The organism is Marinobacter sp. KMM 10035, from assembly GCF_046537445.1.
Lineage (GTDB): Bacteria > Pseudomonadota > Gammaproteobacteria > Pseudomonadales > Oleiphilaceae > Marinobacter > Marinobacter sediminicola.
Map to the genome: position 1 here is coordinate 385,827 of NZ_JBBVMG010000001.1, position 16,334 is coordinate 402,160.

The window sequence follows — 16,334 nt, forward strand, 5'->3', positions numbered from 1 at the left end:
AAATTGTGGGAATTTTGCCAGCAGTAGCCAAGGGATACCAGAGCCAGCAACACATTGGCCCCGGATTCCCTGCAGGAACACCTAATCGGCTTTGTGGAGAAAGCGCGAAACCAGATCTTTCAGCCCATGGGACATGTTGCTCAGGCTATCGCTGCTTTGTTTGGCGGAGTTAGCCTCTACTTCGCTGTGGTCTGCCAGCTCGGCAATGTTGATGATTTGGCGATTGATCTCCTCAGACACCTGATTCTGCTCTTCAAACGCTGCCGACATGCTGATAAAGCTGTCGGATATATTTCCGATGGAAGTAACAATATCCCGCAGTGAGTTCTCGGCTTCCCGTACCTTTTCAAGCCCTTGGCCGGCAACCGCTTCCCCATCCTGGGTAGCCTTAACGGCGGTATCTACCTGCAGGCGAAAATCATCAATCACATCCTGAATGCGCACCGTGGATTCGCGGGTACGCTGTGCCAGCGACCGGACCTCATCCGCAACAACCGCAAAACCACGACCCTGCTCACCAGCGCGGGCAGCTTCAATGGCCGCATTCAGGGCCAGCAGGTTAGTCTGATCCGCAATGTCTGAAATCAGGCTGGTGGCCTCACCTATGCTTTTGGTGGACTCCCCAAGCCTGCTGATGGCTTGACCAATCCCGTTCACACTGGTTACCAGCTGTTGAATGGCAACCAGGGCTTCTGAACTGCGTTCGCTGCCAATCACAGCAAGACGGTCTGCCTCCTCAGCCTCGCTGGCATTGCCCAGCATGGCGCTTGTGACTTCCTGAATGGAGGCTGTCATTTCTGTGATAGCAGAGGCTGTTTGATCTGTTTCAGCACGCTGACGCCCGATGGCTATCGCCCCATCACTGATATAACCATGGGAAGCGCGGGCCTGCTCATACAGTAGTTCAGCCTGATCTTCGATTCGGGCAAGAGCTGTGCGAACCCGGGCCTCTTCACTAATCAGTAACATTGCCAGCTGGGAAAACGTTCCAGCCTCAGCGCTGTAGGTACGAGCGACAACAGGATCGTGGAACGCATCCGGGCGGAGCTCTAGAAGCTGCCTCAGCCGGCTGGTGAGGCTTTTCTGAAACATAAATGCAGCCAACAGATGGCCAGCGACAATCAGCCCCACAGCCAACCAGGTTTTCTCGAACCCGAGCGCAACAACACTGAACACCAGCGATAGCAACAGCGGCCAAGCGCTCTTCAGTGCCGACAGTGTTCGGCTCGTTTTTTGTCGGATGGGCTTGCCGGCAACAATTCCTGCGTAGAACCTCTCAGCTCTTGTCACGTCTTCGCGGGCAGGCTCAACCCGAACCGACTCATAACCCGTCATCTGCCCGTTTTCCAGAATGGGCGTCACATAGGCACTCACCCAGTAAAAATCACCGCTTTTAGCACGGTTTTTTACCAACCCCATCCAGGCTTTACCCGCTTTCAGGTACCGCCACATATCCTCAAATACTGCCTGCGGCATGTCCGGGTGGCGAATAATGTTATGAGCCTGGCCAATCAGCTCGGCCTCAGAGAAGCCGCTTATCTCTGCAAACTCTTCGTTGCAGTAGGTGATAACGCCTTTGAGATCGGTGGTAGTAATAAGCCGGCCACCCTTGCGCATTTTTACTTCACGCTGGGTTACGGGGAGGTTTTTGCGCATAAGTTGGTCTGTTGCTCAGTGCAGGCTGGAGTATAGGTCGCTACACAATATAGATTCACCCAACTCATTGATATTGGTCAAACGTAAAACAGAGTAACAGGACTTATCCATCCGCCCCATGGCTGGGGCGGAATTTACCTACTTATGCAGTTCCGGCAAGCCGGGCACGGGGGTGGAGGCGCGCATTCACCCAGAGCGAAAAGGCGATAATGGTACCACCCAGCGCAAGTTTCAGCAGGTCGGCATCACGGTTCCAGATCACAAGGTTTACCACCAATCCGGCAGGCACCAGCACGTTATTCATGATAGCCAGCGTGCCTGCATCCACTTTGCAGGCGCCACGGTTCCACAGGAACAGGCCGGCGCCGGAAGCCGCCAGGCCCAACCACGTCAAAACGCCCCATTGCAGAGCCGTTGAAGGCAAACGCTCGGCATTGCCAAATATCATGAACGACGGCAGGGCAATAATCAGCGCACCGATAAAGAAGTAACCGAAAGTACGGTATGCGGGTATATCCACCGGATAGCGCTGCATCACGTGCTTGTAGCCCACCTGCCCCGCCGCAAACGTGAAGTTGGCCACCTGCAGCAACAGGAAGCCTGTAATGAAGTCTTCACTCAACCCATCATAACGAATAACGCCTGCGCCAAATGTTGCGATTGCAGCAGCGACAAGTGCCACCGGGGAGAACCGCCGGAACAATGCATCATCAAGCAGGGTGACGTAGAGCGGTGTAAATATGGTGAACAGCAGGACTTCCGGGACTGTCAGGTAACTAAAAGAGCGATAAAGGCACAGGTAGGTGATGCCAAACTGCAGCATGCCTGTTACCAGCACGCCGAAGCGGAGCCCTCCCGGTACACCGCGCCAGCGCGTGAAAGGTAAAAAGATAAGCGTTGCCAACAACACGCGGCTGAGCACTGCAAAATCGCTGTCGACCTGACCGGCCAGAAACTCACCAATCAAACTGAAAGAAAAAGCCCAGAGGATCGTTACAAAAACCAGAAGCCCCATACTGCACGCCACTCGAAGGAATTGGACGGGTACTTTAACGGGTTTTAAAGTGAGTTTCAGTGCCTTTGCGCGACAAATCCCTATAACGCGCGCACTGACGAACGGGTAGGATATTTCGCCCGCAATTCAACCACTCATGCCTAACAGCACCAGCTATCCGGATCAGCACTCTATGGATGAAGCCGACCAGCCACTACCGGAAGTTCGCAAATCCCTCCTCTCGCGAACACTGACCGAATGGAAAACCCTGGCAATTCTCGGCGGGCCTATTTTGATTGCCCAGCTAGCTCAGATGGCCAACGGTGTTATCGACACGGTGATGGCGGGCCATGCCAGCGCAGAAGACCTGGCGGGCGTGGGAATAGGCAGTAGCCTCTGGGCACCGTTGTTCCTGTTATTCATGGGAATGCTCGGCGCACTGCAACCCATCATTTCCGGTTACAACGGCGCGCGTACACCGGAAAAAATAATGCCGGCTACGTGGCAGGGCCTCTACATTGCGGGGGTAGGGGCCATCATCATGACTCTGCTGCTCACCAATGTTCACCCGGTTTTGCAAGGGTTGAACCTTGAGGCCAATACCGCGCGCATCACCCAGGGCTACCTGGATGCTTTTGTCTGGGGAATTCCAGCACTCCTGTTAATGGCTGCGCTTCGGGGCCTGACCGATGGTCTGGGACACACTCGAGTGATTATGGCGTTCTCACTACTGAGCACGCTAATTAACCTGCCACTGAACTATATTTTCATTTACGGCAAGCTCGGGCTGCCCGCCATGGGCGGCATTGGCTGCGGTTGGGCAACCTCTATTTCCAATGGCGTTGCTGCGATTGCACTGCTCGTATACCTGAGCCGCAGCAAGATATTCAAAAAGTTTCATCTGATTGCAGACTGGGCCAAGCCCAATCCCGCCTTGATTCGCTACGTGTTGAGCATTGGCATACCCATCGGGTTCACTATTTTTGTAGAAGTCAGCATGTTCTCGGTGATCGCGTTGTTTCTTGCGCCGCTGGGGCCTGTGGTCGTTGCGGGACATCAGGTTGCCCTGAACGTTGTCTCCTTGTTGTTCATGCTGCCTCTGAGCATTGGCATGGCCCTTACCCTGCGAGTCAGCTTTCTTATTGGCGCTGGTGCCCCGGATACAGCCCGACTGATTTCCCGCAGCTCACTGATTCTGGCGGCCATGACAGCCCTGGTGTTTGCCACCCTGTTGTTTACATTCTCACAAGGCGTTTCAGCGCTCTACACCAGTGATGCAGCGGTTCAGGCAGTGACAGTAAGGTTGTTGATGTTCGCAGCTATTTTTCAGGTGGCAGACGTCATTCAGGTAACCTGCATCAGCGCCCTGAGAGGCTATAAAGATACGAGTATTCCCTTTTTGATCATGTTGTTTTCGTTCTGGGGTGTGGGTTTGCCGGTAGGTTATATGTTGACCTTTACTGACCTGCTGGCGCCGGCAATGGGGGCTGCCGGTTTTTGGGTAGGGCTGACTGGAGGACTGGGTTGCGCCAGTGTGCTGCTTGGGTGGCGGTTGTTTCGCTATCGACCTGCAACCGTCGCGCAGTTAGGCAGTTAATTCCGGATTGGCGGAAGGCGTAACTGTGTCAGCCCCAGGCATCACGTCTGAAAACACCACCCGATCCCTACCGGTCTCTTTGGCTTCGTAGAGGGCGTCATCGGCCCGCTCCAGCCAACTGCCCACACTCTCACCATGCCTAAGCAACGCGACCCCAACCGAAACAGTGATTGGCCCGCCCGGGTGGGTCATTTTCTTCCGCAAAATGTGCTGGAGGTTATTCATTACCGCAACTAACCCCGCGCCATCAACGCCCGGCAGCAGAAGCACGAACTCTTCGCCTCCGAAGCGAAAAAGCTCATCGGATTTACGCGTGCTTTGCTGTATCAGCATCACCAGATCAACAAGTACCTCATCGCCCACTCCGTGGCCGTACTCATCGTTCACCTTCTTGAAGTGGTCAATATCCAGCATAACCAAAGCATAAGGTATACCCGTACGTTCTGCATGAGCCGCGGCCAGATCAAGCTCTTCATCCATGGAGCGCCGATTTTTAACGCCGGTCAGTGGGTCAATGGTCGCTAAGTGTTCCAGGCGCTCACGTTGATTATCAGTACGCTGAGCAAAGGCAAAGGCTGTGGCGCTCACCACCAGGGCGGTTGCCATAAAGGTCCACTTCTGTACATCGTCCTGGAAGGCGTCACCATGAAGCACAATGGCACCAATCGAAGAGAGATTGAGGAATGTCGCAACCCGTGGACTCACCAGAAAGAAGGCCGTCACAAGGCAGGGATAAAGCCAGAACAGCCCCACCTCCCCAACCACCATAGCCACTACAACGGCACCCGAACAGGCGATGACGGCAAGAAGCATTCCGCTACGCCGCGTATCACCGGTTATCCATGCATAAACCATTCCACCAAGAATCGTGAGCATTATGGTGGTATCTATGGCCCCCGCAACATGGTTGCCTTGCAAAAAACGCATGATTGCGAAGGGAGTGACACCCAGCAGGGCGCTGGTGCCCAAAATGGTAATGATCGACAACCGAAAATCGGTTCTTAGGCGCTTTAACATGCTTGTCATCTTCCGGTCAGACGGAGCTAGCCTCCCAAGCATAATTCAGTGCGGCCCAATAAGCGCCAAATCCTACTATTTGTAACATAACGACCCGAAAGAGTCGCGCAACGCTACACATAAATACATCAACCGATCTCTACCTGCCAAAAACTCTGGCTCTTAACAGGTGAGCATGCTCAGTCGTCGTCGCGCGTGTGCCTCGAAAGCTCGAGCCCACAACCAATTCGCGCAAGCTCAGCAAGCACTGCTGAACGGGTAACGATGCCAATGAGCTTTCCGTGTTCCACAACGGGGTACACCTTAGGTTTGCCAGAGCCGAGTTTCTGCGCGAGATCAACAATCGCCATGTTTGGCGAAATCGCCAAAGGCTCACGGAACATAACATCATCTACAATCGGGTCGCCCTCGCAGTGATAGTTACTGACCAGCAAGGCATGAATGCAGTCCTGCTCGGAAACGAACCCCAGTATACGCCGCTCCGCATCGACCACCGGAAGCCCGGTGATGTGATTTTCAAGCAACGCTTTGACTACCTGTGTTAGCGGCGTTCCGCAACGGATGGGCTCAATATGATTGGACATGACATTGGAAACTTTAAGCGCACACATGGTTAACTCCTCACAGTTTTTATGACCCAGCAACATCAACGGGTTCTGGCACTGAGCTCTACTGTAAACATAGACAATGGGCGCCCAATCCTCCATTTTCCTCTCTGGCGGTTTACAGATGCCAATATGTGACTAAACTCAACTAGTTATACTCCTTGCGGGTAAAATCACAACATCAAACCATGGCACAACAAGGGGATTTCCATGGAAGCCTTTGAAAACATTGTTGGTTCCATTAACGGGCTGGTCTGGGGACCTCCCATGCTGATACTCATTCTTGGTGTTGGATTGTTCCTGAGTCTCGGACTGAAACTGATGCCAGTACTGAAAATTGGCACCGGCCTGAGGTTAATGTGGACGGGGCGGAGCTCCAAAGATGCAGAATCCGACGGTGAAATCCCTCCTTTTCAGGCACTGATGACCGCTCTTGCAGCAACGGTCGGCACTGGCAACATCGCCGGCGTCGCGACCGCTATTTTCCTTGGCGGACCGGGCGCACTGTTCTGGATGTGGCTGACCGCTCTGGTGGGCATGGCTACCAAATACTCCGAAGCCGTGCTTGCTGTACGCTTTCGTGAAGTCGACGAACGCGGCGTTCACGTTGGCGGGCCCATGTATTACATCCGCAATGGTCTTGGCAAAAAGTGGGCCTGGCTAGGTGTACTCTTTGCGATTTTTGCGGCCATTGCCGGCTTTGGCATTGGCAACACAGTGCAAGCGAATTCGGTTGCAGATGTTATGGAAGCCACTTTCGGCCTTCCTCACTGGATTTCAGGCGTTATTCTGATGGTGCTTGTGGGTCTGGTGCTTATTGGTGGTATTCGCCGTATCGGCCGGGTGGCCAGCGCTCTGGTCCCTCTGATGGCGCTGTCCTATCTGGTTGCCGGCTTGATTGTCCTTGGTATTAATTTCTCGGAAATCCCGGCCGCATTCGCCCTGATCTTCGAGCATGCCTTCAGCCCCATTGCAGCAGAAGGTGGTTTTGCCGGTGCCGCCGTGTGGGCAGCAATACGCTTTGGTGTTGCCCGCGGTGTCTTTTCCAACGAGGCTGGCCTGGGTTCTGCGCCTATTGCCCACGCGGCTGCCCAAACCAAAAACCCGATTAATCAGGGCATGGTGGCCATGCTGGGCACCTTTATCGATACCATTATCATTTGTACGATTACCGGGCTGGTCATCATCACCTCAGGCACCTGGACATCTGGCGAATCCGGCGCGGAGCTCACCTCCATGGCGTTCGCACAGGCACTTCCCGGCGTGGGTGATTACGTGGTGGCCCTTGCCTTGGCAATCTTCGCCTTTACGACATTGCTAGGCTGGTCATTCTACGGAGAGCGCAGCGTTGAGTTTCTTTTCGGAGTGAAGGCTATCGTGCCTTACCGTGTCGCCTGGGTCCTTGCCATTCCTCTTGGCGCAACCGTAAATCTGGGTTTGGTGTGGCTGGTGGCAGACACGCTGAACGCCATGATGGCGCTGCCCAACCTGATTGCCCTGTTGTTACTCAGCCCGGTTGTATTCAAGTTGACGAAAGAGCATTTTGAACGAAAAACGGCGGCAGGGTTCTAACATAGTAATAGCTCAACAGGCACCCGGTGCGGGATGAGGTGAATCAAGTGACCCTTGCAAACCCGTCATCCCGCACCAATGATACTCGTATACACTTACAAGATAGTTCCGGTGGGTACATGCCCACCGGAAGCTCGAATAAAGCCACTAACAAGTGACACCGAAGGAGAGCAAATATGAGTTTACGTCTAGGCGATACTGCGCCGGATTTTGAACAGGATTCCAGTGAAGGCAAGGTTTCTTTCCACAGCTGGCTAGGTGACAGCTGGGGTGTGCTGTTTTCTCACCCTGCAGACTTTACGCCAGTGTGCACCACAGAACTTGGCCTGACTGCGAAATTGAAAGATGAGTTTGCACAGCGCAACGTCAAAGCCATCGCGCTGAGCGTTGACCCTGTTGACTCCCACCATGAGTGGATCAAAGACATCAACGAAACCCAGGGCTGCGCGGTGAATTTCCCGATTATTGCAGACCACGACGGCAAAGTGGCCGAGTTGTACGACATGATCCACCCCAATGCCGACAGCACGCTGACCGTACGTTCGCTGTTCGTGATTGATCCGAACAAAAAAGTTCGTCTGATCATCACTTATCCAGCGAGCACCGGCCGCAACTTCAACGAAGTTCTGCGGGTAATTGATTCTCTGCAACTGACCGACGACCACAAAGTTGCCACCCCGGGTAACTGGGAACGCGGCGGAGACGTGGTGATTGTGCCATCACTTCAGGATGAAGATGAGATTGCACGGCGCTTCCCCAAGGGCTACAAGAAGGTGAAGTCCTACCTGCGGATGACGCCAGATCCCTCAGCTAACTGGGGTGGTGAATAATCACCAGCACCAGTGTCTGAATGTAGAAAGTACTGAATGCAAAAAGCCGGGCAGTTTTCACTGACCGGCTTTTTTAGTACTGCTTTTTCAGGTTGTGTTCTGGCTTCGATCAGAATGCCGGAACAACGGCACCTTCATACTTTTCTTTGATGAAATCGCGAACCGCATCAGATTTCAAAGCCTTCGCAAGTTTCTGCATGGCATCGCTGTCTTTGTTATCAGGACGCGCAACCAGAATGTTCACATACGGCGACTCGGAACCTTCAATGATCAGCGCATCTTCAGACGGGTTCAGGCCCGCTTCCAGCGCGTAGTTGGTGTTGATCAGCGCAACGTCTACCTGACCAAGAATTCGTGGCAAGGTTGCTGCCTCCAGTTCTTTGAAGTCGAGCTTCTTCGGGTTATCTGCAATATCACGCGGCGTTGCGGTGATCTTGCTGCCTTCTTTCAAAGTGATCAGTCCGGCTTTTTGCAGCAGTAGAAGTGCACGGCCACCGTTGGTGGGATCGTTTGGAATGGCGATGGTTGCGCCATTTTTCAGTTCATCAAGCGACTTGATCTTGTTTGAATAAGCGCCAAACGGCTCAACGTGGATGCCAGCAACGGTTACCAGGCTTGTGCCGCGGCCGTCATTGAACTCATCAAGGTACGGCTGGTGCTGGAAGAAGTTGGCGTCCATGCGCTTCTGGTCTACCTGTACGTTTGGCTGGATATAATCGGTGAAGACTTTAACATCCAGTTCCACGCCCTGCTCGGCCAACTGAGGTTTAACGAACTCCAGCAGCTCTGCATGGGGTACAGGGGTTGCTGCTACAGACAGCTTCTCAGCGGAAACCGCTGCAGAAAAAACAGATGCGGCAGCCAATGCCACCAGGGCTTTCTTAAAGCTCATCACTCACTCTCCTATTGAATTGGAAAACTACTTACGACTGAAATACAGAACCAGACGGTCACCGGCCATCTGCAACACTTGTACGAAAATCACCAAAAGCGCCACAGTAATCACCATCACATCGGTCTGGAAGCGCTGGTAGCCAAAACGAATGGCCAGATCACCCAAGCCACCGCCGCCAATGACGCCAGACATGGCCGCATAGGAGACCAAGGTGATCGCCGTGACCGTGATGCCGGCGATGATGCCCGGAAGCGCTTCAGGCAGCAAGGCACCAAAAATGATCTGCCGCACATTGGCACCCATGGCCTGCGTGGCTTCTATGATGCCCCTGTCGACTTCCCGCAGAGAGGTTTCCACCAATCTTGCGAAGAAGGGTGCACCACCCGCAACCAGCGGCGGAATCGCACCGGCCACACCCAACGAAGTCCCAATCAGCATCACGGTGAAGGGGATCATCACAATTAGCAGAATGATGAACGGCACGGAACGCAGCACGTTCACCACAAATGACAGTACGCCGTAGGCTAAAGGTTGATCCAGCAACTGCCGCTTGCTCGTGAGGAACAGCAGCACACCAATCGGCAGGCCCGCCAGAACACTGAACAGCAGGGACATTCCCACCATTACCAAAGTGTCCCAACTCGCTATACCAATTTCTGGCCAATCCACGTTACTCAATAAGGCTTCCATCAGCGCAGCACCTCCACATGTACATCGGCCGCTTCCAGAGCCGTCATGGCGGACTCAAGATCACCACCCACCAGGGACAGCGTCAACTGGCCATAGGGCGTGTCCTTGATATGGTCGATGCGGCCAGAGAGGATGCTGAAATCCACACCGGAGGCGCGAGCCACACTGCCCAACAAAGGCTGATAGGTAGATTCGCCCTTGAACGTCAGCCGCAAAATACGGCCACTGGCCTTTTGCAGATCTTCCTGCCGCTCCTGGCTGTCGATGCTTTCGCTTTCAAACACGAAATCCCGGGTGGTGGGATGTTTGGGGTGCAGGAAAACATCGCTCACAGCGCCCATTTCAACAACACGGCCAGCGTCCATAACAGCAACCCGGTCACATACACGGCGCACCACATCCATTTCATGGGTGATGAGCACGATAGTGAGACCTAGCTCTTTATTGATCTCGGAAAGCAAACGAAGTACCGACTGGGTTGTTTGCGGGTCCAGAGCGCTGGTGGCTTCATCGCACAGAAGAATGGTTGGTCTGCATGCCAACGCCCGGGCAATACCGACCCGCTGTTTCTGCCCGCCCGACAGTTGCGATGGGTATTTTGTGGCGTGATCAGCAAGACCAACACGATCCAGCAGTTCCTGCACACGGTCTCGAATTTCCGCTTTGGAATAGATGCCCGCCAGCTTCATAGGGAAGGCGATGTTGTCCGAAACGGTTTTAGAGGAAAGCAGGTTGAAATGCTGGAAAATCATGCCAACGTTGCGACGGAAGGCACGCAGCTCGGCCGCGCTGTAGCGGGTGATATTCTCGCCATCGATCACAATATCACCACCCGTCGGTGGTTCCAGCAAGTTGATCAGGCGCACCAGGGTGGATTTCCCCGCCCCGGAATGCCCGACAATACCGAACACCTCGCCGGTTTCAATGGTCATATCAGTAGGATGGAGCGCGGGGATCGCCCGGCCGTCCACCTGATACGACTTCTGTACCTGGTTAAATACAATCACGGTCAGCGCCTTGTGGGTGCAAGAATAAAGCCGTCAATTATAGCCTATTCACCGGCCAAACCCGAACCCACAAATCATCGCTAGCGCTCGTAACCTTGGGCAACGTAAGGGATCAGCCTATGGACGCGCTTTCAAGACCCGGCTCGAACACGCCGCTTCGATCGAAGTTATCCAGGGCTGCCTCCCATTCCGTTAAATCCAGCCCCTGGCTAGCTACCCAGGTGGGGTTAAAATAGGTGTCGATATAACGATGGCCACCGTCACACAGAAGCGTAACGACTGAACCTTTCTCACCGGCTTTTTGCATTTCGCTGGCCAGGCTCAGCGTAACAATCAGATTGGTGCCGGTAGAGCCACCGCAACGCCGCCCCAGGTGCCGCTCGAGATAGCGCAACGCAGCAAAACTGGCGGCATCGGGCACGCGCACCATGCGATCGATAACCGCGGGGTTAAAAGAGGGCTCCACTCTTGGGCGGCCTATACCCTCGATACGTGAGCCGCACTGGCCAGTGATATCCGATCGGCCGCTGGCGAACGCCTCATAGAACACCGAATTTTCAGGGTCGGCCACGCACAGTTCGCAGCCTTTGGCGAGGTAACCACCGTAGCGGATATAACGCCCGATGGTTGAGGAGGTGCCTCCCGTGCCGGCGCTAACCACAACCCAGCGAGGAACAGGGTGTGGTTCCCGCTGTAGCTGTTGGAAAATGCTTTCAGCAATATTGTTGTTGCCACGCCAGTCCGTCGCCCTCTCGGCATAGGTGAACTGATCCATATAGTGACCACCCAACTCACGGGCAAGTCGCTGCGATTCGGTGTAAATCTCGCTGCCGTTATCAACCAGATGGCACTCACCACCATAAAATTCAATTTTTGGCGATTTTTTGAGCCGACGTCGTTCTGGGCATCACAGCTATGAAGCGCAACCCCAGGAGCTTGGCAAAATACGCCTCGGACACCGCCGTAGAACCGCTGGAGGCTTCGATAATGGGTGTGCTCTGCGTGATCCAGCCGTTACAGAGGCCGAACAGAAAAAGTGAGCGCGCCAAGCGATGTTTGAGACTGCCTGTGGGGTGGGTCGATTCGTCCTTTAGATAAATATCGACGCTCTGCAGCCCGGGCAGATCCAGTTTGATCAGGTGGGTGTCTGATGACCGATTGAAATCCGCATCGATACGAGCGATGGCGTCGGATAGCCACTGGGCGTTATTTAACATGGTCGTAGGTCCTGAAAGCCGGGCACTTGGCCCGGCTTTTCATTTCAGGGTTTCAGAGTTTTGAACTAGTGCAATGCTCGCAACTGCCGAGGGTAGAGTGCAGCGCTTACTTCAGGCTCCTCCAGAAGATCAGACAGTTCAAGATCAACATCCGTTTCCTCACCATGTTCTGGCAGGGGGTCAAACAGCGTGCTGAGCCAGGAGGCGATTGATGGCTCCTCGTCACGCCGGTAGTCCGTAGACAATGCTTTAATCCGGCGAAAGCCGATAATGCGCTGATGCTTGGGGTCCCGGATCTGTTCAAATCCACGCCAGTACACATGATCCCGGGTGTGGAGCTGCACAAACAAGGTATCTATCGGCTCGTTTGGCTCGACCTCCGGGCTATCACTCGATGAGACCTCAAGGCCGTCATCCTCTTCCGATTCCTTCTTTTTCTCACGAATGGTTGTCCAGGCGGGGTACAAGACCGCCACCGCATCCGCTTCAACATGCTCACGGGCAGCGCGGAGAATCAATCCCCAGCGTGCCTTGTCGGCATCGGTTTCAAGTGAGTTGATGGGCAGGTCATAACTTTGCTCACTGGCCAGAACAATCGCCATCATCGGAGCATCCAGCTCTCCCATGGCTTCTGCCTGTGCGACTGACACCAGTTCTTCGATTGCCATCGGTTGGTTCATAATACGCTCGCCTCCTCGATGCCATCAGGGTCTAACAGGAAGATGATCTCCCTGACACACAGCATAGCCTGATACGCGTAGAAAGATAAACGTGGGGTTTCAATCAACAGATCACAAGCCCTCTGCCGGAAATGCATTTTCCAGCCGTTCGTAATAGCCAAACCATGGCGCAGCCTCCTCAAGCTGAGCCGCCAGCTGCAGCAACACGCCTTCACCGCCATGGGGTGCCCCAAGCTGCACACCAACCGGCAAGCCGTCAGCCGTCCAGTGCATGGGCACGGACATGGCCGGTGTTCCGGTCAGGTTGGCAAGTTGAGTAAAGGGGGTTCGGGCCAGACTGTCCATCGCAATCTGATCCACCTGGCCACTGCGATGCAGTATTTTCCCGGCCTTCAGGGCGAGCGTCAGCTTTGCCGCCATCTTCAAATGTGCCGGCGTGTCCAGCTCACCGATGCGAGCTGGCAACTGGCCAGCAGTGGGGCAGAGATAAAGGTCATAGCCTGCAAAAAAAGCGCCCAATGCCCGGGCGAATTCGTTCCACTGCTGGCGGCGAAGCACATAGTCTGACAACGGCATGGTATCGCCCAGCATGCCTATCAGCCGTGTATCCAGCTCAAAATCACTGTCTGCAGCACCAAGCTGACTCTTGGCTTTCGCCATCAAGGCCGACACTTCACCAAAATAGAGGCCGAGGTAGCACCGGGCCAGCGCCATGCCATCAAACTCCGGCCGGGCGTACTCAACCTTGTGCCCCAGGTTCTCCAGAATCCGCGCGGTTTCTTCAACGGCAGCAACGCATTCGGGAGCAACCACGGTATCGTAGGGAGACGCGGTGAACACACCAATTTTCAGGCTGCCGGGCGACTTCTGCATCAAATCCGCATAAGCCTCGCCGGGGCCGGGAATAACAAATGGATCGCCGGAAGCCGGGCCACTCAGCACATCCAACATGGTCGCACTGTCGCGCACCGTGCGAGTAACCACATGGTCTGCCGAAGCGCCCGTCCAGGCCTCACCCATCATGGGCCCACTGGAGATGCGTCCGCGAGAAGGTTTGAGCCCGAACAAGCCGTTATAAGCTGCGGGTATACGGATTGAGCCACCGCCATCGTTTGCGCCGGCCATGGGCACTACACCGGCTGCAGCTGCGGCACCGGAACCACCGCTGGAACCGCCGGGGGTCAACTTGGTGTTCCACGGATTGCGCGACGGCCCCCACAACTCGGATTCCGTAACGGCCTTAAGGCCGAACTCCGGGGTTGCTGTACGCCCTAGAAACACCAAGCCACCCACACGGGCACGGCGTACAAACTCGGAATCCTGAGGCGCAATGTAGTTCTGGAAACCACGGCTGCCATAGGTGCAGGGCCGATCGCCCTGTTCCTGAGCCAAATCCTTGAGCAACAGGGGTACACCCGCAAACGCGCCTTGCTTCGGGAAGTCCTGGGCCAGAGCCTCTGAAAACTGAGGGAAGCAGATGGCGTTCAACGAACCGTTCACAGTGGTTGCTCGTTCCACTGCAGCCTCGCATACTTCCCGGGAAGTTACTTCGCCGCGGCGGATAAGATCGGCCAGCGCGGTGGCGTCATAACGCAGATACTCAGATTGCTTCATAGCGGCGCCCATTTGTTATTGTGGTGCCCGGAATGCCACGGACACATTGCTTATGTACTCAAGGTTCGCAAGCTTACGTCAGCTTGCCGTTATTTTCATCCTGACTGCGCTGGCGCCTGTAGCAGCGCAGTCAGAAGAGAAGCAGCCCGAAGCCGACAGTGCTGATACTGCTGGCTGGACCGCCATTGTGAGGAACTCGCCCTACTGGGTCAGCCAGGGCGTTTACACAAATATCCTTACTATCCGCCGATGGGTGTTGAAAGAATCCGGCTACTGCTCAAATACGGATCGTCACATTCTGTTCGATATGCGCGGGCAGTTTTTGGGGTGGATCAGCAACGGCACAACCAGCGCCGCCACTCAGCAGCGCCTGAACGACGCCCGTCAGGCTCAGCATGAAAAAGGGGTCACTGAAGAGTGGATTGCCGGGGACGCAAATACGAATGGATACCCGTTTGCTCTGGCGTGTGATCAACCCCATGTAAACCTGGATCTTGCCGTTGGCCGTTATCTGGGTGCCCGGGGGAAAGATCGTGTGTGGGGTGACTGGGACGACCTCTCCTTCGCCACGCGCGAAAACCCGGGATCGCTCCACGATGCGCTGATGTACATTGTTCAGCTCAGGAGCGAGCAAAACCGATATACATTGCCGGCGGTTTTACCCAGGTATCTGGCCGGGCAAATCCTGATTGAAAGCGGTGGGCAAGCCCGGGCACACTCCCGTGCGGACGCCAAAGGCATTCTTCAGCTGTCTCCCTCCGCCCTGAATGACTGCCAGATCAAGCCGCAAAACTATTGGCACCGGTTGGCCCAGATTGATTGTGCATTGCGCCTGATGCACCAAAACGCCCGCAATCTGCAGCCGGCCTTTAATGAACGCTTCGGCCACCTGCCGGAGGACAAACGCAACGAGTTGTTTGTACTCTTGCTGGTTCAGGCCTACCACGGCGGCGCGGGGCGCGTGCAAGCGCTTCTTGATGATGAAACACTGGCAAAGCCAGCCGAGTACTTTGCAGCCAACCACGAACGCTTCACCGCAGGTGATATTGCCTTTGGCATGGTGTTTCACAATCTGGGCCGGGACAGACTTGGGCTGGCATCCCTGTATTATGTGGCCGATGTGCAGCTGGCAACAGAAGCCCTATGCCGAACCCCAACTCTTGAATCCGAGGAATTCTGCGCGTGGAAATAGCGTTGCTCCCTGAGAGCCTGAGCCTGTCAGTGGCGATTTTCCTGCTGGCGAGTTCTGTTGTTACCTCAATGATCACAGCCAGTTTGGGCGCCGGCGGCGGTGTTCTTCTGTTGATTCTGATGGCCACATGGATGCCGGCAGCCGCTATTATTCCCGTGCACGGCATGATTCAGCTGGGTTCTAACGGTGGCAGGACAATACTGACCTGGAAACACATCGACTGGAGAACCATTGCAGCTTTTGCACCCGGCGTCATCGTAGGTGCAGCAGCGGGTGCCTGGTTGCTGGTGAGCCTGCCCGCCTATTTATGGCAACTGGCCATTGCGGGCTTCGTGCTCTACCTGTGCTGGGGACCATCGCTACCAAAAGGCGCCTTCGGCCCGGTTGGTGTTTTTGTTGCTGCTGCACTGACCAGCTTTATCAGCCTGTTTGTGGGCGCTACTGGCCCGCTGGTCGCAGCGTTTATCAAGCAGATTCACGCTGACCGGTTTCGCACTGTTGCCACCTTTGCCACGGCAATGGTTCTGCAACATGCCCCCAAGGCCCTGGTTTTTGGTGTGACGGGATTCGTGTTCGCGCACTGGCTGCCGTTCATCCTGGCCATGATTGCCTGCGGCTTTGCCGGCACCTGGTTAGGATTGCGTGTTCTGAACTCACTTAACAATCACTGGTTCAGCAAAGCGCTCAATCTGGTTCTGACCGTTCTGGCTTTACGCCTGATTTGGCAGGCCAGCCTCGCAGCACACTGGTGGGCATAACGTTATCTGG

14 protein-coding genes and 1 pseudogene are annotated in these 16,334 nt (G+C 54.9%); 5 read left to right on the forward strand and 10 right to left on the reverse strand.

Annotation, left to right across the window (positions count from 1 at the left end):
- Positions 1-81: 81 nt before the first annotated feature.
- Positions 82-1,656, reverse strand: coding sequence for a methyl-accepting chemotaxis protein (locus AADB16_RS01695; RefSeq protein WP_410800966.1), 1,575 nt, complete (start codon positions 1,654-1,656; stop codon positions 82-84).
- Between the two features lie 142 nt (positions 1,657-1,798).
- Positions 1,799-2,671 carry a carboxylate/amino acid/amine transporter gene (locus AADB16_RS01700; RefSeq protein WP_410800968.1) on the reverse strand — a complete coding sequence of 291 codons (873 nt, stop codon included), beginning with the start codon at positions 2,669-2,671 and terminating at the stop codon, positions 1,799-1,801.
- A 172-nt stretch (positions 2,672-2,843) separates the two neighbouring features.
- Between AADB16_RS01700 and AADB16_RS01705 the strand changes: the two genes are divergently transcribed.
- Positions 2,844-4,247 carry an MATE family efflux transporter gene (locus AADB16_RS01705; protein ID WP_410803551.1) on the forward strand — a complete coding sequence of 468 codons (1,404 nt, stop codon included), beginning with the start codon at positions 2,844-2,846 and terminating at the stop codon, positions 4,245-4,247.
- Here the strand turns inward: AADB16_RS01705 and AADB16_RS01710 are convergent.
- Together AADB16_RS01710 and AADB16_RS01715 are read right to left on the reverse strand one after the other, a co-directional pair.
- Positions 4,236-5,264 (reverse strand): GGDEF domain-containing protein, encoded by a 1,029-nt coding sequence (locus AADB16_RS01710; RefSeq protein WP_298451074.1) that lies wholly within the window; start codon positions 5,262-5,264, stop codon positions 4,236-4,238. The genes AADB16_RS01705 and AADB16_RS01710 overlap by 12 nt on opposite strands.
- Before the next feature lie 179 nt (positions 5,265-5,443).
- A complete protein-coding gene (locus AADB16_RS01715; protein WP_410800970.1) occupies positions 5,444-5,875 on the reverse strand; it encodes a CBS domain-containing protein in 432 nt (143 codons plus the stop codon).
- A 204-nt stretch (positions 5,876-6,079) separates the two neighbouring features.
- Here AADB16_RS01715 and AADB16_RS01720 point away from each other — a divergent pair, with 204 nt between their 5' ends.
- On the forward strand, positions 6,080-7,441 hold the full coding sequence (locus AADB16_RS01720; RefSeq protein ID WP_410800972.1) for an alanine/glycine:cation symporter family protein: 1,362 nt from the start codon (positions 6,080-6,082) through the stop codon (positions 7,439-7,441).
- A gap of 176 nt (positions 7,442-7,617) precedes the next feature.
- Complete coding sequence (locus tag AADB16_RS01725) at positions 7,618-8,271, forward strand: peroxiredoxin (RefSeq protein WP_298451082.1); 654 nt, start codon at positions 7,618-7,620, stop codon at positions 8,269-8,271.
- 109 nt (positions 8,272-8,380) lie between these two features.
- Here the strand turns inward: AADB16_RS01725 and AADB16_RS01730 are convergent, their stop codons facing one another.
- The 6 genes and pseudogenes from AADB16_RS01730 to AADB16_RS01755 all read right to left on the reverse strand — a co-directional run bounded on the left by AADB16_RS01730 (position 8,381) and on the right by AADB16_RS01755 (position 14,374).
- Complete coding sequence (locus AADB16_RS01730; RefSeq protein ID WP_410800974.1) at positions 8,381-9,163, reverse strand: MetQ/NlpA family ABC transporter substrate-binding protein; 783 nt, start codon at positions 9,161-9,163, stop codon at positions 8,381-8,383.
- Positions 9,164-9,190: 27 nt separating this feature from the next.
- A complete protein-coding gene (locus AADB16_RS01735) occupies positions 9,191-9,856 on the reverse strand; it encodes a methionine ABC transporter permease (protein WP_298451088.1) in 666 nt (221 codons plus the stop codon).
- Positions 9,856-10,863 (reverse strand): methionine ABC transporter ATP-binding protein, encoded by a 1,008-nt coding sequence (locus AADB16_RS01740; protein ID WP_309044035.1) that lies wholly within the window; start codon positions 10,861-10,863, stop codon positions 9,856-9,858. The genes AADB16_RS01735 and AADB16_RS01740 overlap by 1 nt, the downstream gene beginning before the upstream one ends.
- Positions 10,864-10,975: 112 nt before the next feature.
- Positions 10,976-12,080 (reverse strand): annotated as a pseudogene (locus AADB16_RS01745) (PLP-dependent cysteine synthase family protein).
- Positions 12,081-12,145: 65 nt separating this feature from the next.
- Positions 12,146-12,760: a hypothetical protein gene (locus tag AADB16_RS01750; RefSeq protein ID WP_410800976.1), complete on the reverse strand. Its 615-nt coding sequence runs from the start codon at positions 12,758-12,760 to the stop codon at positions 12,146-12,148.
- Positions 12,761-12,871: 111 nt separating this feature from the next.
- Positions 12,872-14,374 carry an amidase gene (locus AADB16_RS01755; RefSeq protein ID WP_410800978.1) on the reverse strand — a complete coding sequence of 501 codons (1,503 nt, stop codon included), beginning with the start codon at positions 14,372-14,374 and terminating at the stop codon, positions 12,872-12,874.
- A gap of 52 nt (positions 14,375-14,426) precedes the next feature.
- Between AADB16_RS01755 and AADB16_RS01760 the strand changes: the two genes are divergently transcribed.
- Positions 14,427-15,566 (forward strand): transglycosylase SLT domain-containing protein, encoded by a 1,140-nt coding sequence (locus tag AADB16_RS01760; protein ID WP_410800980.1) that lies wholly within the window; start codon positions 14,427-14,429, stop codon positions 15,564-15,566.
- Positions 15,557-16,324, forward strand: a complete 768-nt coding sequence (locus tag AADB16_RS01765; RefSeq protein WP_410800981.1) for a sulfite exporter TauE/SafE family protein — start codon at positions 15,557-15,559, stop codon at positions 16,322-16,324. The genes AADB16_RS01760 and AADB16_RS01765 overlap by 10 nt, the downstream gene beginning before the upstream one ends.
- The last annotated feature ends 10 nt before the right edge of the window (positions 16,325-16,334 follow it).